This is a genomic window from Niallia sp. FSL K6-0212 (genome assembly GCF_038007605.1).
Classification (GTDB): Bacteria; Bacillota; Bacilli; order Bacillales; family Cytobacillaceae; genus Niallia; species Niallia circulans.
The window spans coordinates 2522264-2546219 of sequence record NZ_JBBOXL010000001.1 but is presented as its reverse complement, the minus strand read 5'-3'; the positions used below and the strand labels follow the sequence as shown (position 1 = coordinate 2546219).

Sequence of the window (23956 nt, the reverse complement as noted above, 5' to 3'; positions counted from 1 at the left end):
TCCCTCCTTACGTTAATTCATTATTCAATTGAATAATCTCTTTCAAACGTTTATCTGCTTTTTCTTTACTATAGTCCGGCTTCTGGATATTATCCCATAAGCGGATGGTCTCTAAGAATATCTTAAAATCACTAGAGACAGTGAATCTTTCATCTGGATATTTTGCTTCAAGCTTCTTCGTTAATTCCTTTTCAATACTTTTCATTTTAAACCTGGCCATTTGCTTTACCTTATATGCAACTAATGTATCTTTCTTCCCCTTGATTACTGCAACATCATAAATGGACGAAATGGTATTCGTTTCTTCTTTTATTCCTTCTACTAATTTTTCTTGGTTTCCATCAGTCTCTGTATAAAGAGCAATTGGCGCTGGATTAATCCTTTTAAGCATTGACCATCGGCTATTCGGTGTTTCCTTCGCACAACCAGCTAAGAATACACATATGCTAAAAATCAATAGATAAGATGCATGCCTTCTATTTGTCATATTCTTCCCTTCCTATGTAAAGATGAATTAATGTATCTTTATTTTTTTCGATTTAGGCAATAATTATTAGATGTTTCTACAACAAAAAATATCCAATTTTTACAAACTGGGTTTAAGTCATAAAAAATACCCGCACAAAGTCGGGTATTTTTTGTTATTTTGCTAATTTTTTTCCACAGTTACATCCAGATTTTTTTCTCTTTGCTTTAGTCGGTTGCGCCTTTACTGGCTCAGTCACTTTAGGTACTTTTTTTCCCAGCAACTCCAATCCCTCCAATAATGATGATTTATACATGTATAAAAACATTAATTTTTAATGTTCTTATCACATTGTATGTCAGGAAAAAATGTATGTGTAAACAACTAGCCTAGCATTTGGTAACTATTCAACAAACACTCGTTGTAAAATAGCTTCTAACAAAGACGCTCCTCCAGCTATCGCAAAGACAAGAACAAATGGTTCACAAATAACTGGAAAGAAATAATATAAAATGGTAAGAAAGATTGCAACCCATACTCCGGTACACCAATAACAACTAATTAATTCACCAATAAAGCCGCGAATTTTTCCTGACTTAGGGATAATATAAACTTCTGTTTGCCCGTCTTTATTTTGTTCCTCTATTTCTTCTAAGAATATTTTCCGGAAAAATTCAGTAATCTGATCAAACACAATCAATCTTGTTACACGAAAGCTTGCCAAAATGAGTAAAAAAAACTCCATCCAATGGATTTCCATCTCCATTCTCCTCTCCGATTGTCCAAAATATTCTAAACGAATGGTCATATGCCCAAATTTCAAGAAAAAAGGCGTTTGTCCGTAACCCATAAGGCTCTTCGGCAATATGTTAGTAATGTAAGAAACATAAAGAAAGAAACAAACAAGGAGGAAAACAATTATGGGTTGTGGAAAAAAAGAAGATATTCACGGTACATCCAGCTGCGTTTGCGAAGTGGTTCGTGCCATTAAAGATATCCAGGATAGCGCTGAAGACAATTGCGAATGTGAAACTAACTGTTTCTCAGAGCCTTTAGGATCTCTTGTATCTCCAACAAAACGTAAAAAAGCAGATACACGTGTATTCGTATTAAGTAGTGCAGATGGCTCTCCATTCCATGCATTCTTTACAGGTCATGACTGCAACTGTGTTTCCATCTTTTTCAGAGTTGAAGATATTTTTGATAACTGCTGTGCAGTATTGAGAGTTCTTGCTCCTATTGGTAAAGATGGGGAAACTCTAGATATCGTTGGACACAAAGGAATCGACTTAAGCAAAATTTGTGAATTAGAAGGATTCCAACGCACTTCAAGCTGTATAACTGTTGACTTAAACTGCTTCTGTGCTGTTCAATGTATCGCTGACGTTGACTTAAATGTTTGTGACTAATGAATTACTAACTTTGTAAATGCTATACACTCGGAGGTCGTCTTTAAGACGCCTCCGTTTTTATGGTCACTCCTTTCTCTCCGCCTTATATTTTATGCATAGGAAGAAGCAGGCATGTTATCAGACGAGTTTGATTCTATATGTTCACAAATTTGTTGAATATTGTATCGTGAAGTTTATTACTCCTTAAATCCTCCCTAATTCTTAAGCATTTTTTATGCTTGTACAATATTCAGCTTTTATAACTTCGATAAATAAAAAAAGATTATTCCAAATGGATAAATAGTGACAAATATATCCTAGCGAGTAATATAGTGAATAATGCCGCTATTATATTGATGACACCATAATATCCAATTTGAAATAACCGTCTATTAACCGGGAAAGAATGTTTAAATACCAATCATTTTAATCTCTTCAATCGATGCTATATTTAAAGTAACGATTGTCTGATCCATTAATTTTATATCGACTTTATCTGCATTTAAATCAACAACAAATCCACGAACTTTCTCCTTAGCAGTTACAACCAAACATGGGACTGGAGGTAACTGTTTTGGAAAATGAAGTAAGTACTCTAATTTCTCCACAATTCCCATTTCTTTAAAGCTTTTTAATCGTTTAAAAGCGGGTTTTCTTGGTACTTTTTCCACTTGCTGTTCCTGATAGGTTTGAATTTGTTCTTGCACATTTGTAGTGCCTTGTTTTTCGACTCCTTCTTTCACAGAATCTTTTTTCGCTTTTACTTCTTGGAGCGCCTCTTCCTTCTGCTTTTTTTCCATCAGCTCTTTGTATTGTTTCTGTTTAGAAATATTTGCTGAATAGCTCACTTGCATATTGCCCTTCATCGTTTTTGTGCCTGACTGAGAAAGATAAGGTTTACTATTCTCACTATACATCTTTATCACCTCCTAAAACAGATAACACAAAATTTATAGGATTCATCCTAATGTATGCATGATTCGCCTAATATGTAACTTGAAATAACAAAAAAAGAAAGGTAGTACAAAGAGTAGAATTGGCGCAAAGAAAAAGAACAAAAAAAAGACAGTCAATCAACTGATCGGCTGTCTTGCATGAAATTAACCAACAATATGGAAACCTGAGTCAACATGAATGTTTTCTCCTGTTATCCCTCTTGCTAAATCACTGAATAAGAATAATGCTGTATCGCCTACTTCTTCTGGAGTAGTTGTTCTTCTAAGTGGAGAACGTTCTTCAATTTCTTTAAGAATGGAATTGAAATCACTGATTCCTTTTGCTGATAATGTACGAATTGGACCTGCAGAAATAGAGTTAACTCGAATCCCTTCTTTTCCTAGGTCAGCAGCTAAGTAACGAACACTAGCATCTAATGAAGCTTTAGCAACACCCATTACATTATAATTTCTAATAGCGCGCTCTCCGCCTAAATAAGTAAGTGTAACAATGCTTCCCCCTTCTGTCATTAACCCTTTAGCTTCTTTTGCTACAGCAGTTAACGAATAAGAGCTAATATTATGGGCAAGCAAGAATCCGTCTCTTGTTGTATTCATATAGTCACCTTGCAGCTCTTCTTTATGAGCAAAAGCAATACAATGAGCAATGCCATGAATAGTTCCTACTTCTTTTTTTATTGTTTCAAAACAAGTAGCAATCTCTTGGTCATTAGTAACATCGCATGGTAAAACAATACTATCTGTTGAGTCTAAAGTTGCAACAAGGTCACGAACGCTTTTTTCTAATCTTTCCCCTGCATAAGTAAAAATTAAACGAGCACCTGCTTTATGCAAGGAAGTCGCAATTCCCCATGCAATACTTCTTTTATTCGCAACACCCATAACTACATAGGTTTTGCCTTTTAACGAAAAAGTCATTCTTATTCCTCCTATATACTATTACAAGTTATTAGTACCTAGTACTAATTTTACTACAAAAACGCAAAAAAAGAAAGCACTGTTGTAATAGGCGATTTAATCATTTTCTTCTATTTAAAAAACTCTATCATTTCTTTCAGCAAAAACTATTCATTAGCCCCCTCTTCCCTTTATCTACTTTCATTCCCATTAAAAGGAACCAAACTCTGAAAAAAGCTTTCTCTTCCTTTTATCAAAAGAAAGAGAAAGCTTGGTTTACTTGCTTACTTATAATTAAACTCTAGTTGGCGTTTTAATTCTGTTACATACGAGTGTGATCCTGTAACAAGAAGATGATCATTAAGCTGTAATTCTGTATCTCCATGTGGAATAACAAAATCAGAGCCTCTGAAAATGCGAACGAAAATAACGTCTCCCGTAAATGGGAATGAGCGCAAGGACATCCCTTCAAATTCTTTGTTTCTTAAAGTAATCTCATGTAATGCTGTTTCCGTATTACCAAGTAAGGCAAATATATTTGGTGATTGAATTAATGCCGTTAATAATGCCTTCGTTGAAGTAAGCATAGAGAAAACTTCGATATCTTCTCTGCGCAGCACTTCTTCTTTCTCCATGTTCTCGACACGACAAATAACTCGGTCTACCCCTGCCCTTTTTATCATCAAGCTCATCTCAGCATTTAAGTAAGAATCTCCTGTGGAAACAACAACAATATCAGCTCCATAAATATCTGTTTGTTGCAGTATATCCTCTGAATAATTTTCCAACTCAATGATTTCAAATAGGGAGTCCGCAATTTGAAAATCATGTTTTTCTTGTTTTTTATGATAAAAAGTAACATCATACAATGTGGACTTTAACTCTTGATAAACCTGCATGGTTACCTGATTAACCCCAATAATAGAAACATTTATCACTTTTTCACGTGCAGCCTCTTTAGGGAATAGCTTTTTAAAGACAACTGGCGTAATGATACAAGAAATAATCGCTACCAGAATAAAAGTACCACTCATTTGGGTAGTAATAATATTCAATCGTTCCCCAATTGTCGCTGCTGCAATTACAAGGGATAAGGTTGAAGTTAATAAAAATCCAGATGCAACAATTGTTTTAGTATCATACCATTTTTTTAAATAATAGATTGGCAGCAACTTACTTACTAATAATGCCACTAATAGTAATGGGATAAATAGCAATAGTTTAAGATCAGTAAATAATGACCATATATCCATCTCCACACCAATCATCACAAAGAATATAGGAATTAGAAATCCATAACCAAAGGAATCAAGCTGATGAACCAATTCCTCATTTGGCGATAATAATGACACTAGGACCCCTGCCAAGAAAGCCCCCAAGATATGCTCAGCTCCAACAGATTCGGAAAGTGCAACAAGAAAAATGATTAGTGCAAATACTGCTCTCGTACCAATTTGCACGGTTCCTCGGGAAAGAGTATCCATAAATTTTTTATTTTTTATTCTTCTACCAACAAAGTAAAGAATTAACCCTGCTCCAAAAAGAATTAATAGCAGCCAAGTATTTCCTCCTGATTCATGGATAGAAGCAAAAACAGCAAGCAAAATCATCGTGACTAAGTCTGCAATTACAGCCACTAGCAAAATAATTTGCCCAATAACTGATTTCATTATATTTGCTTCTTTTAAAGTAGGTACTACAACTCCTAAAGAGATAGTTGCAATAATTATTGTCATTAAGAAAGTACTATCAACAAAACCAGCGAATACAAACAAGAAGCTTAATCCAATGGAAAGAACGAGAATTGCTGCAAAAATAATAATTGCCGTTTGAAAGGATTTTGGCTCCAATTCTCCATTAGGCAGAGTCTCTCTTTTTTTCTTACTAGAGAAAGCAGAAAAGTCTATCTCTAACCCACTTAAAAACATTAAAAAGATAAATCCTAATGTTGATAGCGTTTCTAGCCACATATCCTGTTCGACTAGATTAAATCCGCTTTTTCCTATAATTAATCCCATCAAAATTTCGGCAACTACTACCGGAATGACATTCAATTTAAGTCGCTGCAAAATAATGGGGGTTAATAGAGCTACCGTCACCACGATAACTAGTGATGCGAAAGAAGCACCATGTGCCATCACTATCCCTCCTCTTTTTTCTAACTTGTTAAATAACTCATAAACATTGTTGCCATACCAAAATAAATCAAAATACTGATGATATCATTTATTGTCGTAATAAACGGCCCTGAGGCAACGGCTGGATCGATTTTAAATTTATGCATAATAAGAGGAATGATTGCTCCAGCTATTGTAGCAACAATTAGTGTTCCAAGAATCGAAATGCCCACTAGCATTCCTAAAAAGAAATCACCCTTCCATATATACACCACAACCATAACAAGCAACCCACAGATTGTTCCGGTAATAAGCCCTGTCCCCGCTTCTCTTCCTATTAACTTCCAACTGCTTTCTTTGCCAATATTCCCAGTAGCTATCCCACGAACGGCTACAGCTAAGGCTTGTGTTCCGGTATTTCCAGCCATTCCTGCAATAAGCGGAATAAATACAGCAAGGATAGCAACTTGGTCTAATGTTTTTTCAAATCGACCAATTAAGCTTGCAGTAAACATGCCAAGAAATAATAAGATAATTAGCCATGGCAATCTCTTTTTAGCAGCAGAAAAGGGATGCTGGTCAACGAAATCCATGTTTGAAACAGCAGCAAATTTAGAATAATCCTCCGAAGCCTCTTCTTGCATGACGTCTACAATATCATCAATGGTAATAATCCCAAGCAGCCTTTTTTGAAAATCAACCACAGGCAATGCCAAGAAATCATAGTCTTGCATTTTTCTTGCTACTTCCTCTTGGTCTTCACTTACAGAAACAGAATAAATGCGATCATCATAATTTCCTTTATGAGCGTCTGATTATCACTAACAATTAAACTTCGCAACGAGACAACGCCTACTAATTGCTTTTGTTCATTAACAACATATATATAGTAGATTGTTTCCGCATTAGGAGCTTCTCTTTTCAGGATCTCCATAGCAGATGCTACCGTTTGTTCTGCAGATAAACTAATGTAGTCAACTGTCATAATACTCCCGGCTGTAGACTCTTCATAGTGCATAAGTGCTTTAAGACGTGCCGTAGTCGGCTGGTCCATTATTGCCAAATAGCTTTCTACTTGCTCTTTATCCAACACATTTAAAATATCGACAGCATCATCAACGGACATATTCGCTAATGTCTCTGCAACGTAATCGGGTAATAGTTTAGCAAACAACGCTTGATATTCCCAATTATCCATTTGTAAGTTCTCGAACATCTCTGCAATTTCACTTGGAGCTAAATATTCAAAAACTTGAGCTCTTTCTTCGATCTCCATTTCCTTAAAAAATGAAGCTTGATCATATGGATGTAAATCAAGGAAATTTTTTCGGAATTCTTGTAAGTTTTCATTTTGTAAAGAATGGAGAATTACAGCATGCTGTGCTTCATTTGTTAATATTTTCTCTACCATCTAGTTCTTCCTCCTCTCATAAAAAAATAATATGATTTTTATAGTAACAAAAGATAAACGATTTGTCTTTTATTTATACATAAACAAATTACTCTCTTTATAATTCCCCAAATAGAGAAACAATTAACAAAAATGCACATTATAGCAATTGGGTATAGTAAAAGGTAAAGGAGTGATTTTAATGAAGCTTGATATCATTGGAGATATCCATGGATGTTACGAGGAATTTACGCTTTTAACTGAAAAATTAGGCTATAGTTGGGACCAAGGTTATCCTTTGCATCCAGCAGGAAGAAAGCTTGCCTTTGTTGGTGATTTAACAGATCGAGGTCCCGCTTCCTTAGCGGTTATCGAAACGGTTTATTTATTAGTTAAGAAAGAGTTAGCTTATTATGTACCTGGAAACCATTGTGATAAACTATACCGTTTCTTCTTAGGAAGAAAGGTAAAAATTGCCCATGGCTTGGAAACAACTGTTGCCGAATGGGAGCAATTAAATAAAAAGGAACAACAAAGAATAAGAAGGATGTTTAAAGAGTTATACGAAAATGCACCATTATACCATATCTTAGACAATCAAAAAATTGTCATTGCCCATGCAGGTATTCGTGAAGATTATATTGGACAGTACCATAATAAAGTAAAAACCTTTGTGCTTTATGGCGATATCACCGGAGAGGTTCATGGGAACGGTTCTCCTGTAAGAAGAGATTGGGCCAAAAAGTATAAAGGAAAACCGATTGTTGTATATGGACACACCCCTGTGCGCAATGTAAGAGAAATGAATCGAACATACAACATAGATACCGGCGCGGTCTTCGGAGGGAAATTAACGGCACTTCAATATCCAGAACTAACTGTTGAATCTGTGTGTTCCAGTATGCCTCTTATAGATGAAAAATTTCGCACATTCGATACAGAAACAGCAAAGAATCATTAATTCAGTTTAGCAAAATAAGTAAAAAGAGTGAAGGTTCCTTTTAAATGGATTCTTCACTCTTTTTTAATTTCTGTTCGAGCCTTTTCATATCATCAGGGAGATCAACTGTAAAAGTAATCGATTGTTTCGTCACAGGATGCGTAAACTTAAGATAAAAACAATGTAGAGCTTGCCGATTTATCCAATCTCGTTTTCCTCCATATAAATCGTCACCTAAAAGCGGATGTCCCTGATAAGCTAGATGAACACGAATCTGGTGCGTTCTTCCAGTCTCTAAAGACAATTCCACAAGAGATAAATGCTTATCCTGTGCTAATACACGATATTGTGTAATGGCTGATTGGCCATCTTTCCTTACTTCTCTTTTAATAATACTGTCCGAGCATCTGCCAATTGGCTCATTAATGGTAGCAGCTAACGGAGAAATTTGCCCTTCAGCAAAAGCGAGATATTTTCTTTTTACATCACCGCCTTTTTGCTGTTCACTAAGTAAATGGTGAATGTGACGATGTTTCGCAATCAGCACTAATCCAGATGTATCCCGATCTAATCTCGTGACAATATGGGTTGTTGCTTCAATTCCTTGCTTTTGATAGTAGCCTACTAAAGCATTAGCCAAACTACCACTAGGATGCTCTCTTGATGGTATCGTATTCATCCCATATTCTTTTTGTACAATTAATAGATACTCATCCTCAAAGACAATGTTTAACAAGATCTGTTCTGGAATTAAGCCGCTACTAGGCAGCTCCGGTGGAAAAGAAACCACTAATTGATCGCCTTCCTTTAACGTATAGCGAACATTTTCTTCTTTTTCGTTAACAAGAATCTTCCCACCCTTAAACTTTATATCTGTTATAGCTGCCTTAGAGATTTGTTGAGTCTTCAAAAATTCCTTAATGGTCATGCCTTTTTCCTGCTGCATAACCCACTCTAACGTAAAGCTCAAGCTATCGCTCCTGTCTCTTTCTTATTCAGAAATGAAAGAATCATGTACTCGTTTCCAAAACGGAAACGGTCGAAACCTTGCAAACCGTACTTTTTCTTCTGCTACTCGATATTGAATCGAATGTACTTTTTTATGTAATAGATTCAAATGATCAATAGAGATTTGAAAATTAGGTTCATTTACTGGCTTTAATACACATGTATGATGTTTCGGTAAAATTAATGGGGAGCCAACCGTTCGAAAGACTCTATTATTTATGGAAGCCATTTCTGCCAACTGTATTGCTTCAATGGAAGGATGCACAATCGCTCCGCCTAAAGCTTTATTATAAGCAGTACTTCCAGAAGGGGTAGATACACAAAGACCATCCCCTCTAAATCGTTCGAAATGTTTGCCGCTCATTTCTACGTCCATGACAAAGGTTCCTTCCATACTTTTCACCGTTGATTCATTTAATGCTAAATATCTCGTTTCTTTCTCCTCATTTTGATAACGAACTATCACTTCTAAAATTGGATATTCAATAATGTTATATGGCGTTTTTGCTATCGCAATGACGAGTTTTTCTAACTCAGCTGGCGTCCAGTCTGCATAAAAACCTAAATGACCAGTATGCATCCCAACAAAGGCTGTTTTATCTAAACGATTGCTGTATCGATGAAATGCATAAAGAAGTGTCCCATCTCCCCCTACGGAGACAACAATATCCGGCTCTTCTTCATCATATTCCAATTCAAAATCAAGCAAATATTGTTTTATTATTTGGACTAAGTTTTCTGATTTCGAATCACCCTTTGAGGTAACGGCAAATTTCATAAGTTTGGTAGCTCCTCTTCTCAGTTTTTAGAAATGCAGAATATCTTTGAATTTTCTTTTGTGATTTATAACTAAAAACTACTTATTCTTATCATTTTCTTTCTTGCGGTTAAAGAAAGCCTGTGCTTCTTGAATTTCGCCCCGGATTAAAGACATTTCTTTATCTAATCGAAAGGCAGCTTCTGCAGCTCCTTGCAATCTCATTTTAATATCTTCGGGAAATTGGCCTTTATACTTATAATTTAGCGAATGTTCAATCGTCGCCCAAAAATTCATTGCAAGCGTACGAATTTGAATTTCGACTAATAGTTTCTTTTCCCCATTTATGGTTTGTACTGGATAGACAATTACCACGTGGTAAGAACGATAGCCGCTTTCTTTCCTATGTAAGATGTAATCTCTCTCTTCTACAATCTCAAAATCATTTCTTTGTCTTAATAGTTCAACAACTCTTATAATATCGTCAACAAATGGACACATCATCCGAAGTCCCGCGATATCTTGCATTTCTGTTTCTAGTTTATCTAAAGATATGCCCTTTTCATTTGCCTTATCCAATATACTTGCTATTGGTTTTACACGTCCTGTTACAAATTCTATTGGAGAATGATCATCTTCATGATCAAATTGACGTCTCATTCCTTTGAGTTTAACCTTTAGCTCATCTACCGCTTGTTTATATGGCGCCAAAAATTGATCCCACTGTTTCATATATATAACACCTCAATTCCAAGGTTCTTTTCAGACGAGGCATTTCTTTTATAGAAGATTTGTCGATTACTATCTATTTTTTTTCAAAACAGGCAGAGTTACACCATTAAAACATGTATAAATCTGCTTCTATTCAATCTAACAAATCATTATAGAAAAACGGATGAAACTCCTTTTTCCATATCCTCTCCATAATTTCCATTTCCTCGAATATTCTCAATTAAATATTCTAATTCCTCTTTGAAGTTTTCAAGCAATAAATGCCCCTTCTCATCTTTTACAAAAAATGAACTATTTGACTCTAACGCCTGTTTACAATCCTTCCATACGCTTTCCGGAATTTCTAGATAAACATATTCATTTTCCTTTTCAAGTAAATATATAAACGCAAGAGCATCAGAATCAACAAGTATTTGACCACATGCCTTCGCATTTTCTAAATTGACATCCTCTTGCAGTTGAAATACTAGTTCATTTTCCTTTTTAATCGTCTCTTTAATCTGCCATTTTTGTTTCATTATTCACCCTCCAACTATGCATATTTTACCACAACCACAAGAATTATCATAGAAAAGCGGAAGCGCCTTGTCAGCGGTGTACAAACTGGAGGACTAGCGACTGAGATAATGGAAACACGATAAGCGTCAGCGAATCGATGTTGACTTATCGTAGGGAGGTAGTCTGAAGTTTGCTAACCGCTAAGCGCTGCAGCTAGACAGATAGAAAAGCGGAAGCGCTTTGTCAGCGGTGTACAAACTAGAGGACTAGCGACTGAGATAATGGAAACACGATAAGCGTCAGCGAATCGATGTTGACTTATCGTAGGGAGGTAGTCTGAAATTTGCTAACCGCTAGGCGCTGCAGCTAGACAGATAGAAAAGCGGAAGCGCCTTGTCAGCAGTGTACAAACTGGAGGACTAACGACTGAGATAATGGAAACACGAACATAGCTTGTTTCTCTATCTCCTATTATAATAATAGACAAGAAGGTTTAAGAAAGGATCTATATATGTCTAAAAATCAAAACATTGAAATCGAATTTAAAAATATGTTAACAAAAGAAGAATATGAACTGCTCCTAACCCATTTTCAAGTGGGAAAGGAAGATTTATTTGAACAAGAAAATCATTATTTTGATACAAGTGATTTTGCTTTAAAAGCTAATCACTCCGCACTTAGAATTCGTAAAAAAAAGGCAGAATATGAATTAACATTAAAGCAACCTCATCCAGACGGGCTTCTAGAAACAAATAAAACTCTTTCCAAAGCGGAAAGCGATGATATTTTCTCTACTGGGAAAATAAATGATGAGCAAATTTCTAGTTTGTTAAGAAACATGAACATTGATCCTGCATCTATTATATATTTTGGAAGCCTACGAACAATTAGGGCAGAAAAACAAATTGGAAATGGTTTACTAGTTTTGGACCATAGTTTCTATTTAAAAAAAGAAGATTATGAGTTAGAATATGAAGTAAGCAATCGGGAAGAAGGAGAAATTTACTTTCAGGAGCTATTAGCCACCTTAAAAATTCCCGTTCGAAAAACCAAAAACAAAGTACGTAGATTTTATGAAGAAAAATATAAACAGAAGTAATTTAGTATATTAAAAAATACGATTAATTTGCTAGATTATTCTACACCATTGTACCCAGCAATAAAGTTTCTCCCCCACTTTATTGCTTCTATTTTGTTCACTGCAAAAGTGTTGTTACTTAATTGCAAATGTCTTATTTTTCGTAAATGGAGGAAAGCAATGAAAATTGATCAGTTTAAGGTAATGCTTGAACTCCAAGCTTTACAAGGTTTAAATTCACAAAACACCGGTAGTTCATCTACCCTCTTCCAAGATTTTCTGAGTAATATGTTATCATCCGAAACAAAATTAACGGATTCAATTGAAAATAATACACTAGGAGCAGCCTCCATACCATTAGGCTTAGCAAGTACTGGTTCTCTTATGCCATTAAGTTTAACAAAGCTGTCTTCTTCATCGGCAACTACCACTTCTGATTTCGATGAAATGATTAAAGCAGCAGCTGAAAAATATAACTTACCGGAAAAATTAATCAGCTCTGTTATCAAAGTGGAATCCAATTTCAATCCTAATGCAACAAGCTATGCCGGGGCATCTGGATTAATGCAGCTAATGCCGAGCACAGCAACATCATTAGGTGTGCAAAATGTTTTTAACCCATTAGACAATATTATGGGTGGCAGCAAATACTTAAAACAAATGTTAGATAAATATAACGGAAATGTTGAACTTGCTTTAGCAGCCTACAATGCTGGACCTGGTAATGTGGATAAATATGGTGGCATTCCGCCCTTTAAGGAAACACAGAATTATGTAGCTAAAGTAACGCAGCATTATACGGCATAATTTCCCTCTCGACCTGTTTACAAGCTATTTATTTGTACAATGAAATATCGATTGTTACAATATAGTTAAAGTACTGCTATAAAAGAACGCTAAAGGAGTTTTAAATATGGTCGAGAAAATGTCGACACCTTATGAAAAAATTGGTGAAGCCACATTAAATAAACTTGTAGATGCATTCTACAATCGTGTTGGTCAACATCCTGACCTAGCTCCTATCTTCCCAAAAGATTTAACAGAAACTGCTCGTAAGCAAAAACAATTTCTTACACAATTTTTAGGTGGTCCACCTCTTTACTCTAATGAACATGGACATCCAATGCTGAGAGCGAGACATTTACCTTTTCCAATAACAGAAAAGCGCGCCTTGGCATGGTTATCTTGTATGGATGAAGCCATGGAAGAAGTAGACTTAGATAGCGAAATACGAGAAGAGATTTTTTCAAGACTCGTGCTGACAGCAAAACATATGGTTAATTCGGAGGAAATTGAAACTAAAAAAGGTGATAACACGTGATGGAAAAAGACATTTCTATATCCAAGCCGAAAACAGCTGATGACAATTGCCAAGATAGAAAACCACTCGAAATATATATGTTTATCGACCCACTCTGTCCTGAATGCTGGGCGCTTGAGCCTATTATGAAAAAATTGCAGATTGAATATGGACGGTATTTCTCCCTTAAACATGTATTAAGCGGTAGACTATCTTCCTTAAATTGCAGTAAGAAGAGCAAGCATGCGAATATTGCCGAGTTTTGGGAAAAAACCGCTAGCCGTTCAGGAATGTCATGTGATGGTTCTTTATGGTTTGATAACCCTATCGTTTCCCCACACCTACCTTCCATTGCACTTAAAGCAGCAGAATTGCAGGGTCGGAAATCTGGGATGAAATTCTTGCGAAAATTACAAGAACTATTATTTCTAGAGAAAAAGAATATTGCTACCTTTGAAGTTCTTAAGTCCTGTGCTAAAAGTGTAGGAATCGATGTAATAGAATTTATATCAGATATTCATTCAAATAGTGCAGCTAAAGCTTTTCAATGTGATTTAAAAATTACACGGGAAATGGAAGTAAATGAAATACCAACATTAGTCTTCTTTAATGAGAATATTGAAGACGAAGGCATAAAAGTTACTGGTTACTATCCATATGAGGTATATGTACAAATTATCGAGGAAATGCTGCAGATTCAGCCAGAAAAAGCAGCTCCACCTCCACTAGAAAACTTTTTAGAATGCTTTAAACTTGTTGCATCAAAGGAATTATCTGTTGTTTATAATAAATCCATTCAAGAAATTGAAAAAGAAATGAAGAAATTGCAATTACGACAACTAGTAGAACAAATACCAGCTAAATATGGGGTATTTTGGAAATATATCGGTTAAAACTGGGGGATGTGGTAATCTATAAAGATGCCATGTCTATTTTTTTATTATTGAAAAGACGAAAAAAATAAAAAAGGACTTGCTGTCTCAAGGCAAGGCCTTTTTTACTTTTACGAACAAAGGGGATGGGAGAAATTTTTCACGGTCAAACAAAGGGGTATAAGTTTGTTTGTGATTAACTTCACAACTAAATAGTATCATAATTTAATTATATTCTGCAATACAACTGGGATGATGTTCACAAAATCTTCATAAATTCAGACTGATCGCAAACGAAAAAAAGCGTGTAATAGAGTTTTCCTCTAACACACGCTTTACTATTCTTAAGTCAATTAAATTTCGTTTAATAAGCTTTCCATCTCATTCAATTTTTCTTCAAAAACTTGGCATGCCTCTTCGATTGGCGTTTTGCTTGTCATATCCACTCCAGCTTTTTTAAGTACTTCAATTGGATAATCAGAACTTCCAGCCTTTAAGAACTCAATATATCGTTCCACTGCCGGTGTCCCCTCTTCTAATATTTGTTTACTTAATGCTGTTGCAGCACTATAGCCAGTTGCATATTGATATACATAGAAATTATAGTAGAAATGCGGAATTCTTGACCACTCTAAGCCAATTTCCTCATCAATAATAATATCTTCTTCCCCAAAATACTTCTGATTTAAAGCATAGTATTCCTTTGTCAGTAAATCAGCAGTTAATGGCTCATTATTACTTGCTTTTTCATGAATTAATTGTTCAAATTCAGCAAACATCGTTTGACGGAATACCGTACCACGGAAGCCCTCTAAGAAATGATTCAATAAATATAGACGCTTTTGTTTGTCAGTTATTGTTTTTAGCAAGTAATCGTTCAATAAGGATTCATTGCAAGTAGAGGCTACCTCTGCAACAAAGATGGAATAATTACCATAAGGATATGGCTGTGATTTTCTTGTATAATAGCTGTGCACAGAATGCCCGAATTCATGTGCTAACGTAAATAGATTGTTTACATTATCCTGCCAGTTCATTAAAATATATGGATTGGTTCCATAGGATCCAGAAGAATAAGCACCACTTCTTTTCCCTTTATTCTCATGTACATCCACCCAGCGGTTTTCAAAGCCTTCTTTTAAGATAGACGCATATTCCTCACCAAGTGGAGCCAAGCCCTTTATTACTAATTCTTTCGCTTCTTCATAAGGAATTTCCATTTTTACGTCTTTTACTAGTGGTGTATATAAGTCATACATATGCAGTTTTTCTAGGCCAAGGACTTTTTTACGCAATTTCACATAACGATGTAATAATGGTAAATTCTTATTAATCGTTTCCACTAGATTTTCATACACTTGTTCTGGAATATTATTAGCAGCCAGTGCAGCATGTCGTGGCGAATTATAGTTTCTTATTTTCGCATTAAATGTATGACTTTTTACTTCTCCACTCAATGTGGAAGCAAATGTATTTCTAAATTTGCCATAAGTATCATAGACAGCCATAAATGCATCGCGGCGTACACGTTGATCTGCACTTTCCAGAAAGCGAGAATAACGACCATGTGTAACTTCTACTTCTTCTCCGTTTTCATCCTTAATGCTTGGAAACTCCAAATCGGCATTATTCAGCATCCCAAATGTATTGCTAGAAGAATCTAATACCTCTGATGCTTGTGCAAGCAGAGCTTCCTGTTCAGCATTTAACACATGTGGTCTTTGTAAATTGATTTCTTCTAAAGCCTTCTTATACAGCTTCAATTCATTATTTTCTTCTAAATAAGCATTGATAACTTTTTCATCAATGGATAATAATTCCGGAACCATATAAGCTAACGCACTTGCAGCATGTGCATATAAACTTTTAATACGTCCGTCTACGCCTTGATAGAAGCTATTAGTCGTATCTTGATCATAACGCATATGTGCATATGTATATAATTTCCCAAGTCTTGATAAAAGCTCATCTTGATATTGCAAAGCTTCATAAAGAACATCTGCACTTTCGGAAAGCTTCCCTTGATACTCTGTTGCTTTTTGAGATAATTTCTTTACTTCTTCAAATTCTTTATCCCATTCTTCATCACTTGCAAATATATCCTCTAATCTCCAAGTATCTTCTACTGGAACTTCATTACGCAGTGGTAATTTTTTTACTCCTGTTTCTGCTGACATATTCCATCCTCCACTCTTTTTATTTCGGAATTCGAAAATAAACATTATTAAATATTCTCCGATTTCCAAACCAATTCCTTCTTATTCTACCAAATTTTCGATCTATTTCCGATTTTAATGCATGAACAATTTTTCTACATATACATTAGCATATGTATTTTATGTTATTTCATTTATCTTTATTGCTTATTAACCAATTTTTTTAATTGTTTATAGAACATTGCTTCTTCTTGTTCCTGTATTTCATAATTTCTGATTTTCTTCTTATAAAGCATCCGATAAAAATGAGGTTTTACTTCCTCTATAACCTTCAGTTCCACCAGAATGTGTAAATATTGTTTAACCGCTTTTCTCCAGTCTGCCTCGCTTATAAAAGGAAAATCTCTTATTTTAATTTGTCTACTATCGATTCTCTTATGGAAATTCACATAAATCTTTTGAAGGGGGTATATTTTCATCTCTTCTTTAAAGCTATCAAGAAAAATAGTAGCCTGCCAATATAATGGTGCTGTTTCGAGGAGAAACCCTTCCTTTAAAGGGATTCCAATAAATGGAGGTAAGAAATGAGGATGCAGATCATGAACATACAACTCTTTTAAAAATTGATCATTTGTTTGGTAATGTATATCCTTTGTTTTTTGCCGATGAATAATCTCTCGCCAATAAGTAAAATGCCATTTTTTTCTGGGAATTAGAGGCGGCTTTCCCTCTATTTTTACTAAAGGATAGCAAAAAGTAGTCACAAAGAATTGGGAGATGGATATTGGTATTGGGTTTTGAATCAAATAAAATGCCCGGTCATATGGACAATAAGATGGCAGAAGATATTGGTTGTGGTATAAGATGAAAAACTGATAAATAAATGTAGAAAGTTTCAATTTGACTGGATTCCACTTCTTTAAATGACAAAAGCCGATAATCCAAATAGGATGAATATTTACTTTTCGATAACCTTCTGTACGTTTCTTTATTAACTGTGGAGAAATCTTAGCACATTGATATTCAATCACATACTGCTTCTTATGAAAGACAAAACTAATATCTGCCCGCTGCTTTATTTCTGGATAATAAGGCTCTACTTGGGGGTGAAGATTCAATTCAGCTAATTTTTGATATAATTGCAACTTTCCTTGTAAATGATAAGTAGACTCCGCCTCTCCATTACTTGAACAACATGCTTTCCTTTCATGGGCAAAATGTGTTATCTTTTTTTCTCCCATTTTTAAGAGAACACGTCCTTTACATTCTGGACAATATAATGGAGTTTGCCGTAAGCATTTTAAATCATCTTTCTCCTTCCTAGTGAACAAGTTGATTATTTCGCCAGCTTCTGTTATGGCTGTAAACAAAATAAATTTCCTCCTTTTCGATTTATTCTATACTTATTCTTGTTTATTCTTAGAATCCCTTCTTAAACTTTCTTCTTATTTGAATTTTCCTTCTTTTTTATAGAACATGTAACCATACGAAAAAAGAGCTCGTTTTTGCCCATTACCTTCAAATAAGTAATGAATAAATACGTGCTCTTTATATAAAATCAAAACCACTTTATAATAAAGGTGATAATAATCTTGAAGTCGATTCAAGCATTCTATAGCCATAATGTCTCTTATTAAAGGTCTCTTCTTCTAATTCGATTGATTGATTTATATCTTCCAGAAAGTCTTTTACAAGCTTTTCCGTACTTCTTGTTTTATATAAAAATGCGCTAACTTCAAAATTTAAATGAAAGCTTCTCATATCCATATTGCATGTCCCGATGGAGGCAATTTCTCCATCTACAATAATAATTTTACTATGCATAAATCCGCGGTTATATTCAAAGACCCTGACGCCGGATTCTAGTAACTCTGGGAAATAAGAGCGGGAAGCATGGAAAACAATTCTTTTATCCGGTTTACTAGGAACGAGAATACGCACATCTACACCACTTAATGAAGCAATTTTAATAGCAGAAAATATATCTTCATCTGGAATAAAGTAAGGGGTAGCAATCCAAATCGATTCTTTTGCCGTAGTAATCATACTAAAAAAGATACTTTTGATGACGCTCCATTCATTGTCAGGTCCCCCCGCAATCAACTGTACCCCACCATGCGAGTTTTCCTCAGAAATAGGCGTTAAATATTCCTCTGTCAAAAAGCTATGGTTTGTCATATAGAACCAATCTTGCAGAAAAATTAATTGTAAGGATCTAACAGCATTTCCTTTTACCAATAAATGAGTATCCCTCCAGTACCCGATCGAAGGATTTCTTCCCAAATATTCGTCGCCAATATTAAGACCGCCGACAAAACCAATATTGCCATCAATTATGATAATTTTACGATGGTTTCTGAAATTAAATTTACTATTAAAAAAAGGCATTTTAACTGGACCAAAAGCGATAACTTCAATCCCTGCCTCTTTCATCTCTACACAAAATTTTTTTGACAGCTTCCAAGAACCAACTGCATCATATAAAAATCGCACCTGTACCCCAGCTCTTGCTTTTTCAACTAATATATCCTTTATCTCCTGACCAATGGCATCATCTCTTACAATGTAATATTCTAAGTGAATATGATGTTTTGCTTTCTTCAGTTCTTTCAAAATAGCTGAAAATGTTTCCTCTCCATCTGTTAATACCTCTGTTGAGGTACCGAAGGAAATAGGTGTATTTCCAAGTTTCTCAGCTAGGTGAAATAAGTTGCGTTGATGTCCATCGAGTATCTTTCTCTTTTCTTCTCTTCTAGAACCAATTTCTTGTTCAATCTTCAGAAATGCTTCTTTATCTAGAAAATATTTTTTACGGTAAATTCTTTCTTTTCGATAGTTTCTGCCAAAGAATAGATAAAAGACAAACCCGATAATTGGAAAACTCCCCAAGACTATTAACCAGGTTAATGTTTGTGTGGGATGTCGATTTTCAAAGAAAATAACCAAACCGATAAAAACAACTGATAAACTGATCACTAAACTTAATTGTCCGTAAATTCCTCCCTGTATAGAGAAAAATATATTAAACACATAAACAAAAAGAGCTGCTACGATAAAAAATAAGCCTAACCTAGCAGTATGATTCATAATAGACACCGCCATTCTCCCAATTTACTTACATTAAGCTTAGAGTTATCTCTTTATTCCTATATATATACCCATAATTACCATAAATTACTCCACAGATGCTCCATGATCAATTTATTAGGGAAGAAACTATTCTATTTATATTAAAAATTTGTCCTTTCTTAAAGAGGTTTCTTTCTATTAATTCTGAAGGATTATTTTTCTCATAATATGCAAAGAAACTCTACAATGAATGGACACGGCCAAACATTGTAGAGCTTCTTTAATTTTTTTGTATATGATTAGAACTGCTAATAATTTAGTGAAAGTACTTTCTTAATTCCATAAAGACTTCATTCTCAATAATAACTTTACCATATTCTTGGAGAACATGAATGGTCATTTTAGAATCTTCTTGAGCATATTCAAGTAAAATACTTAATGCATTTTCTACTTCCTCTTCTGCAATTTCTTCATCAAGAAATTGGACAAATAAGTAATATTTTCCATTGTAGTTATAAAGTTTTGTATCGATTCCTTCCAGCCCTTGCATCTTGGATAAAGAAATAATATCCTCAAAGTCATTAAAAGTTAAGAGGAACTCGAGACTTTCATCGAACTCTTCTTCTCCCTCTTTAATCGTAAAGTGCTGATCCATTAAATCTTCAAAACGTTCATCAATTGGTAAATCCTTTAGCTTATCCTCTGGAATAGAAATTTCAAATTTCTGTCCGTCTTTCGAAAGCTGTGCTTTTGTAACCAAGATTTCCAACCCTTTTTCTAGAGCTTGAACTTGAATCCATAATGGTCCATCAAATATGAAGTCTTCCTCTTGATGTACTTCATCCATCATTTCCCAAAACAATTCTTCACTGCGTTCCCGATTATACCAAATCTCCTCACGCTTAAATCCACGTTCTTCTATATCAATATACGAAATATAAAACTTTACTGTATGATCATTAATTCTTTCAATTTCCATACGCTAACACTCCCTTCAGACTATGATGGAAGGGACAAGAGACCCCCATACAGATTGTTTTATTTCTTACAAGTAAATTTTCTGAAATAAAATTTTTATTTTTCCTTGTATTGTACCTTGTACTTTATATTTTATGACAAAAGCAGTATAAATGGAATTAAAATATCTTGGGAATGGAAAAAACCATTAAATGCCTATTCAAAAGCATTCACAATTTTCAATTATCTAAATAAATGAAGCCTTATTTAAACTCAGCAATTAGTTCTTTTAATACCATATTCCTGTACCGTTATATTTAGTAGTATTACCTCATAGAAATTATTTCAAACTAAAAAGTCCAGGCAATTACTAACACTTTAACCAGACTATCTAATCAAGTTAGATTGGTTTCTACCTTTAGCAACTAGGAAATGCCTCTGTTTTTTCTTAATTACTATATAAAAAAGAAAAACCTGACTGAACGGTACTAAATTTTCATTTAGTTCCGCCTTATGTCAGATTTTTTTATACTTTGTTCCTAATTAGTTAACTAATCTTTGTGCTTCTCTTAACTGGAAAGTACGAACTTTTCTTGGTAAGAATCTGCGAATTTCATCTTCATTGTATCCTACTTGTAGTCTTTTTTCGTCAATGATTATAGGACGTCTTAATAGACCTGGATTATTTTGAATAATACCAAACAAATCTTGTAATGGCATTGTTTCTAAATTCACATTTAACTTTTGAAAAGTTTTACTTCTTGTTGAAATAATTTCATCTGTTCCATCTTCCGTCATACGAAGAATTTCTTTAATTTCCTCAATAGAAAGCGGTTCAGAAAATATATTTCTTTCTTTATAAGCAATTTCATGTTCCTCTAACCATGCTTTTGCTTTTCTGCAGGATGTACAACTTGGTGAAGTGTATAATGTTACCATTTTACAAATTCACGCTCCCTTTATTTAGACATGTAATTAACTACATTCATTATGATTATAAATAACTTGAGTTATCTTCTTGATAATTCTTAAATTATAATTAATTCAATCAAGTAATTTATATTAATTATTATACACTAATTGTTTGCTTTATGGTATATGTTTTAAAAAATTTATCCACAAGTATCATTAATTTCTGTATATAAGCTGCTACTAATTAAGGTAATTGCTGTGATTCTCCTCCTTTATGTAAGAAAAACTCGTTATGAAAGTACGAATCCTTCAGTTATTTTGTTACTTATCATTATAGACGTTTGAAAACCAAAAAAGTTTCAAAAAATTATCTCATCTGTTAAAATATTTGTTCTAAATATATATTTTCTGATTATATACCCATTATTTCTTTCTATTAAACCCCTATATATTCTCAATTAAGCAGATTTTAATGAAAATATAAAAAGATTTTAATAAAACTCTTCTTTATATATGGCAGCTTATCGTCAGCAGTTATCTTCGTTACAAGGTGACCGCTCATTTTGTAGGAGGGCTGTCACCTTGAGGGTAGCTGTTTTATTACACTTTAATCAAATTTCATCGAATAAATTTTTTCGTTTTTGTTCCATATTTAATTGAACTACTTCATCGACTGGTTCATACGATTCTCCGTAAAATTGGAAATCTTTATAGGTGTGAATTTTATTATACGTTCTTATCAATGCTTGATAAACAACCTCTTCTCCTTCATTATTAGGAGCCCAGTAGAGAATTTCCATTGCATTCACTTCCCTAGTTGCTAACGATAAACGTTTATAACCAATAGAAGTTGCATGCTTAAACCCTTCACGCTGATAAAATTTCAGTCTTTTTTGAGTATCACTATCTTTATAATTTATCGGTTCCACTTCCAAAATAATAGGTTTTCCCTTTTCTTTCAGCTTTTCCACTAATTGATGACCAAGCCCCTGTCCTCTTGCTTTGTCAGAGACAAATAAATAATCGACAAAAACAAAATCCTCTGCTTCCACATACATTAACACATGATACTTTCCTTCATCCTTATGATAATATTCTGGAAAGTCCTTGAGTAATGCTTCCATATGTTCTTGTGATTTCATTTCTTCCACAGGGAAATATTGATTTAACTTATCATACCAATGCATCTAATTTAATCTCCTTTATTCTCTTTATTTTTCGGTGTATAATCGACATTCTTTGTATAATTATTCCCAGCATTCCATAATAAAAACTCATTAACTCCTTGATCATTCAAAGCTTCAATTTGTTTTTGAACCTCTTCTTTTCCATATACTTGATAATTATCTTTGCCCAGCCAGGCAGCTGTAAAATCCTGTAGCCATGGTCTTGAAATAGGTGGATTCTCTAATTGATTTAATTTTTGCTTTTCTACTTTAATATACTCCCTTACAAGTTCATAGGGGAATAAATCTGGCTTTTCAATCCCAAAATAATTTGTCCAGTGACTTGGATAAATCATAGAAGAAATAACATCGACATGTTTGCTTATTTTTGAAAAATTCTGGCCAATTCCAGGAGCTTCTTCTAAGGTTGCTGTATATCCAAATATATCAACAGAAACCTTCACATTATATGGCTCTAATTTTTCTTTTGCATATTGAACAAAGTCCGTAACTGCTTCTACTCGTTTCTCCCCTTCACTCTTATCTAATTTACGATAATCTCCTTTCGTATAGTTTAGTATATCTCCTTTATTTTCAAATCCTTCTGGAAAACGCACATAATCAAACTGTATCTCTTGAAACCCCATTTTTGCTGCCTCGATAGCAATATTAATGTTATAATCCCAGACCTTTTTTTCAAACGGGTTAACAAACGCTTCCCCTCTCCCATTCGTCCAAACCTTCTCTCCTTGGACAAAAGACCATTCGGGCTTTTCCTTAGCCAATACAGAATCTTTAAAGACAACAATTCGCGCAATCGGATAAATTTTCTCCTTTTCAAGCTCCTCTAAAAGCTTTGTCATATTTTTTATCGATTGGCTGCCAATTTCTCTATAAGGTGAATCCGCTTCCGGCATAAAAGTCAAATTACCATGATCTTCTTTATAATCAATAACCATAGCATTCAAATCTGTTGTTTTCACTAATTCCATTAATTGACTCCATTTGTTTCCTTCAATGGAATGACTGTTTACATAAATCCCCCTCACAGCATCCGGGTAAGTAAAATCGAAATTAGTCTTCATTCTAGGTAAAGAAGCTGGTAAATGCTTTACCATAATTTTCACTTGTTTAGTTGGATGTTTAGGAATTATCTTTTCCCCTTTTGCAAATGCGATATTGGGAATCAACAAATATATGCTTAATCCAATGGATAATATTTTCTTTTTCATCGTGAAAACTCCCATCTACATACAGTATCTATTATCTATTGAGACTCTATCCATGATGTATC

At 34.3% G+C, this 23956-nt stretch carries 22 protein-coding genes and 1 pseudogene; 6 read left to right on the top strand and 17 right to left on the bottom strand.

The features are described from left to right. Positions 1-7: 7 nt before the first annotated feature. Positions 8-487 carry a hypothetical protein gene (locus MHH96_RS12085; RefSeq protein WP_047942426.1) on the bottom strand — a complete coding sequence of 160 codons (480 nt, stop codon included), beginning with the start codon at positions 485-487 and terminating at the stop codon, positions 8-10. 382 nt (positions 488-869) lie between these two features. Beyond that, a complete protein-coding gene (locus MHH96_RS12080) occupies positions 870-1232 on the bottom strand; it encodes a DUF1360 domain-containing protein (protein WP_309325346.1) in 363 nt (120 codons plus the stop codon). Between the two features lie 154 nt (positions 1233-1386). Here MHH96_RS12080 and MHH96_RS12075 point away from each other — a divergent pair, with 154 nt between their 5' ends. Next, entirely contained in the window at positions 1387-1875 is a 489-nt protein-coding gene (locus tag MHH96_RS12075) for a CotY/CotZ family spore coat protein (protein ID WP_047942428.1), read from the top strand. A 392-nt stretch (positions 1876-2267) separates the two neighbouring features. Here MHH96_RS12075 and MHH96_RS12070 read toward each other — a convergent pair whose 3' ends face one another. The 4 genes and pseudogenes from MHH96_RS12070 to mgtE form a co-directional block, all read right to left on the bottom strand. Continuing rightward, positions 2268-2774, bottom strand: a complete 507-nt coding sequence (locus tag MHH96_RS12070; RefSeq protein ID WP_047942429.1) for a CotO family spore coat protein — start codon at positions 2772-2774, stop codon at positions 2268-2270. 183 nt (positions 2775-2957) lie between these two features. Further along, positions 2958-3731, bottom strand: a complete 774-nt coding sequence (gene fabI / locus MHH96_RS12065) for an enoyl-ACP reductase FabI (protein WP_047942430.1) — start codon at positions 3729-3731, stop codon at positions 2958-2960. A gap of 263 nt (positions 3732-3994) precedes the next feature. Further along, complete coding sequence (locus MHH96_RS12060) at positions 3995-5848, bottom strand: monovalent cation:proton antiporter family protein (protein WP_047942431.1); 1854 nt, start codon at positions 5846-5848, stop codon at positions 3995-3997. A gap of 20 nt (positions 5849-5868) precedes the next feature. Then, a pseudogene (gene mgtE, locus MHH96_RS12055) lies at positions 5869-7238 on the bottom strand (magnesium transporter). A 181-nt stretch (positions 7239-7419) separates the two neighbouring features. Between mgtE and prpE the strand changes: the two are divergent. After that, the gene (gene prpE / locus MHH96_RS12050; protein WP_047942433.1) at positions 7420-8178 is read left to right on the top strand and encodes a bis(5'-nucleosyl)-tetraphosphatase PrpE; all 759 of its coding nucleotides are present in this window, start codon (positions 7420-7422) and stop codon (positions 8176-8178) included. Positions 8179-8218: 40 nt separating this feature from the next. Here the strand turns inward: prpE and MHH96_RS12045 are convergent, their stop codons facing one another. The 4 genes from MHH96_RS12045 to MHH96_RS12030 all read right to left on the bottom strand — a co-directional run bounded on the left by MHH96_RS12045 (position 8219) and on the right by MHH96_RS12030 (position 11172). Further along, positions 8219-9103, bottom strand: coding sequence for an RluA family pseudouridine synthase (locus MHH96_RS12045; RefSeq protein ID WP_061797851.1), 885 nt, complete (start codon positions 9101-9103; stop codon positions 8219-8221). A gap of 45 nt (positions 9104-9148) precedes the next feature. Beyond that, positions 9149-9943, bottom strand: a complete 795-nt coding sequence (locus tag MHH96_RS12040) for an NAD kinase (RefSeq protein ID WP_047942434.1) — start codon at positions 9941-9943, stop codon at positions 9149-9151. 78 nt (positions 9944-10021) lie between these two features. Further along, positions 10022-10654 carry a GTP pyrophosphokinase gene (locus MHH96_RS12035; protein ID WP_047942435.1) on the bottom strand — a complete coding sequence of 211 codons (633 nt, stop codon included), beginning with the start codon at positions 10652-10654 and terminating at the stop codon, positions 10022-10024. A gap of 149 nt (positions 10655-10803) precedes the next feature. Beyond that, positions 10804-11172, bottom strand: coding sequence for a UPF0738 family protein (locus tag MHH96_RS12030; protein WP_061797435.1), 369 nt, complete (start codon positions 11170-11172; stop codon positions 10804-10806). A gap of 491 nt (positions 11173-11663) precedes the next feature. Between MHH96_RS12030 and MHH96_RS12025 the strand changes: the two genes are divergently transcribed. From MHH96_RS12025 to MHH96_RS12010, 4 genes are all read left to right on the top strand, one after another. Further along, a complete protein-coding gene (locus tag MHH96_RS12025; RefSeq protein WP_047942437.1) occupies positions 11664-12251 on the top strand; it encodes a CYTH domain-containing protein in 588 nt (195 codons plus the stop codon). Between the two features lie 159 nt (positions 12252-12410). Continuing rightward, a complete protein-coding gene (locus MHH96_RS12020; protein WP_047942438.1) occupies positions 12411-13037 on the top strand; it encodes a lytic transglycosylase domain-containing protein in 627 nt (208 codons plus the stop codon). Positions 13038-13143: 106 nt separating this feature from the next. Beyond that, positions 13144-13551 (top strand): globin domain-containing protein, encoded by a 408-nt coding sequence (locus MHH96_RS12015; protein ID WP_047942439.1) that lies wholly within the window; start codon positions 13144-13146, stop codon positions 13549-13551. After that, positions 13551-14423 carry a ClpXP adapter SpxH family protein gene (locus tag MHH96_RS12010; RefSeq protein ID WP_047942441.1) on the top strand — a complete coding sequence of 291 codons (873 nt, stop codon included), beginning with the start codon at positions 13551-13553 and terminating at the stop codon, positions 14421-14423. Before MHH96_RS12015 ends, MHH96_RS12010 begins: the two co-directional genes overlap by 1 nt. 332 nt (positions 14424-14755) lie before the next feature. Here MHH96_RS12010 and pepF read toward each other — a convergent pair whose 3' ends face one another. From pepF to MHH96_RS11975, 7 genes are all read right to left on the bottom strand, one after another. Further along, positions 14756-16579 carry an oligoendopeptidase F gene (pepF, locus tag MHH96_RS12005; protein ID WP_047942535.1) on the bottom strand — a complete coding sequence of 608 codons (1824 nt, stop codon included), beginning with the start codon at positions 16577-16579 and terminating at the stop codon, positions 14756-14758. A 179-nt stretch (positions 16580-16758) separates the two neighbouring features. Then, positions 16759-17928, bottom strand: coding sequence for a competence protein CoiA (locus MHH96_RS12000; RefSeq protein WP_047942444.1), 1170 nt, complete (start codon positions 17926-17928; stop codon positions 16759-16761). Between the two features lie 199 nt (positions 17929-18127). After that, positions 18128-19645: a cardiolipin synthase gene (cls, locus tag MHH96_RS11995; protein WP_047942536.1), complete on the bottom strand. Its 1518-nt coding sequence runs from the start codon at positions 19643-19645 to the stop codon at positions 18128-18130. A 298-nt stretch (positions 19646-19943) separates the two neighbouring features. Then, the gene (mecA, locus tag MHH96_RS11990; RefSeq protein ID WP_047942445.1) at positions 19944-20606 is read right to left on the bottom strand and encodes an adaptor protein MecA; all 663 of its coding nucleotides are present in this window, start codon (positions 20604-20606) and stop codon (positions 19944-19946) included. Positions 20607-21127: 521 nt separating this feature from the next. After that, positions 21128-21523, bottom strand: coding sequence for a transcriptional regulator SpxA (gene spxA / locus MHH96_RS11985; protein WP_016204317.1), 396 nt, complete (start codon positions 21521-21523; stop codon positions 21128-21130). A gap of 584 nt (positions 21524-22107) precedes the next feature. Further along, the gene (locus tag MHH96_RS11980) at positions 22108-22683 is read right to left on the bottom strand and encodes a GNAT family N-acetyltransferase (RefSeq protein ID WP_341117394.1); all 576 of its coding nucleotides are present in this window, start codon (positions 22681-22683) and stop codon (positions 22108-22110) included. A gap of 5 nt (positions 22684-22688) precedes the next feature. Then, positions 22689-23894, bottom strand: coding sequence for a putative glycoside hydrolase (locus tag MHH96_RS11975; protein ID WP_047942447.1), 1206 nt, complete (start codon positions 23892-23894; stop codon positions 22689-22691). Positions 23895-23956: the final 62 nt, after the last annotated feature.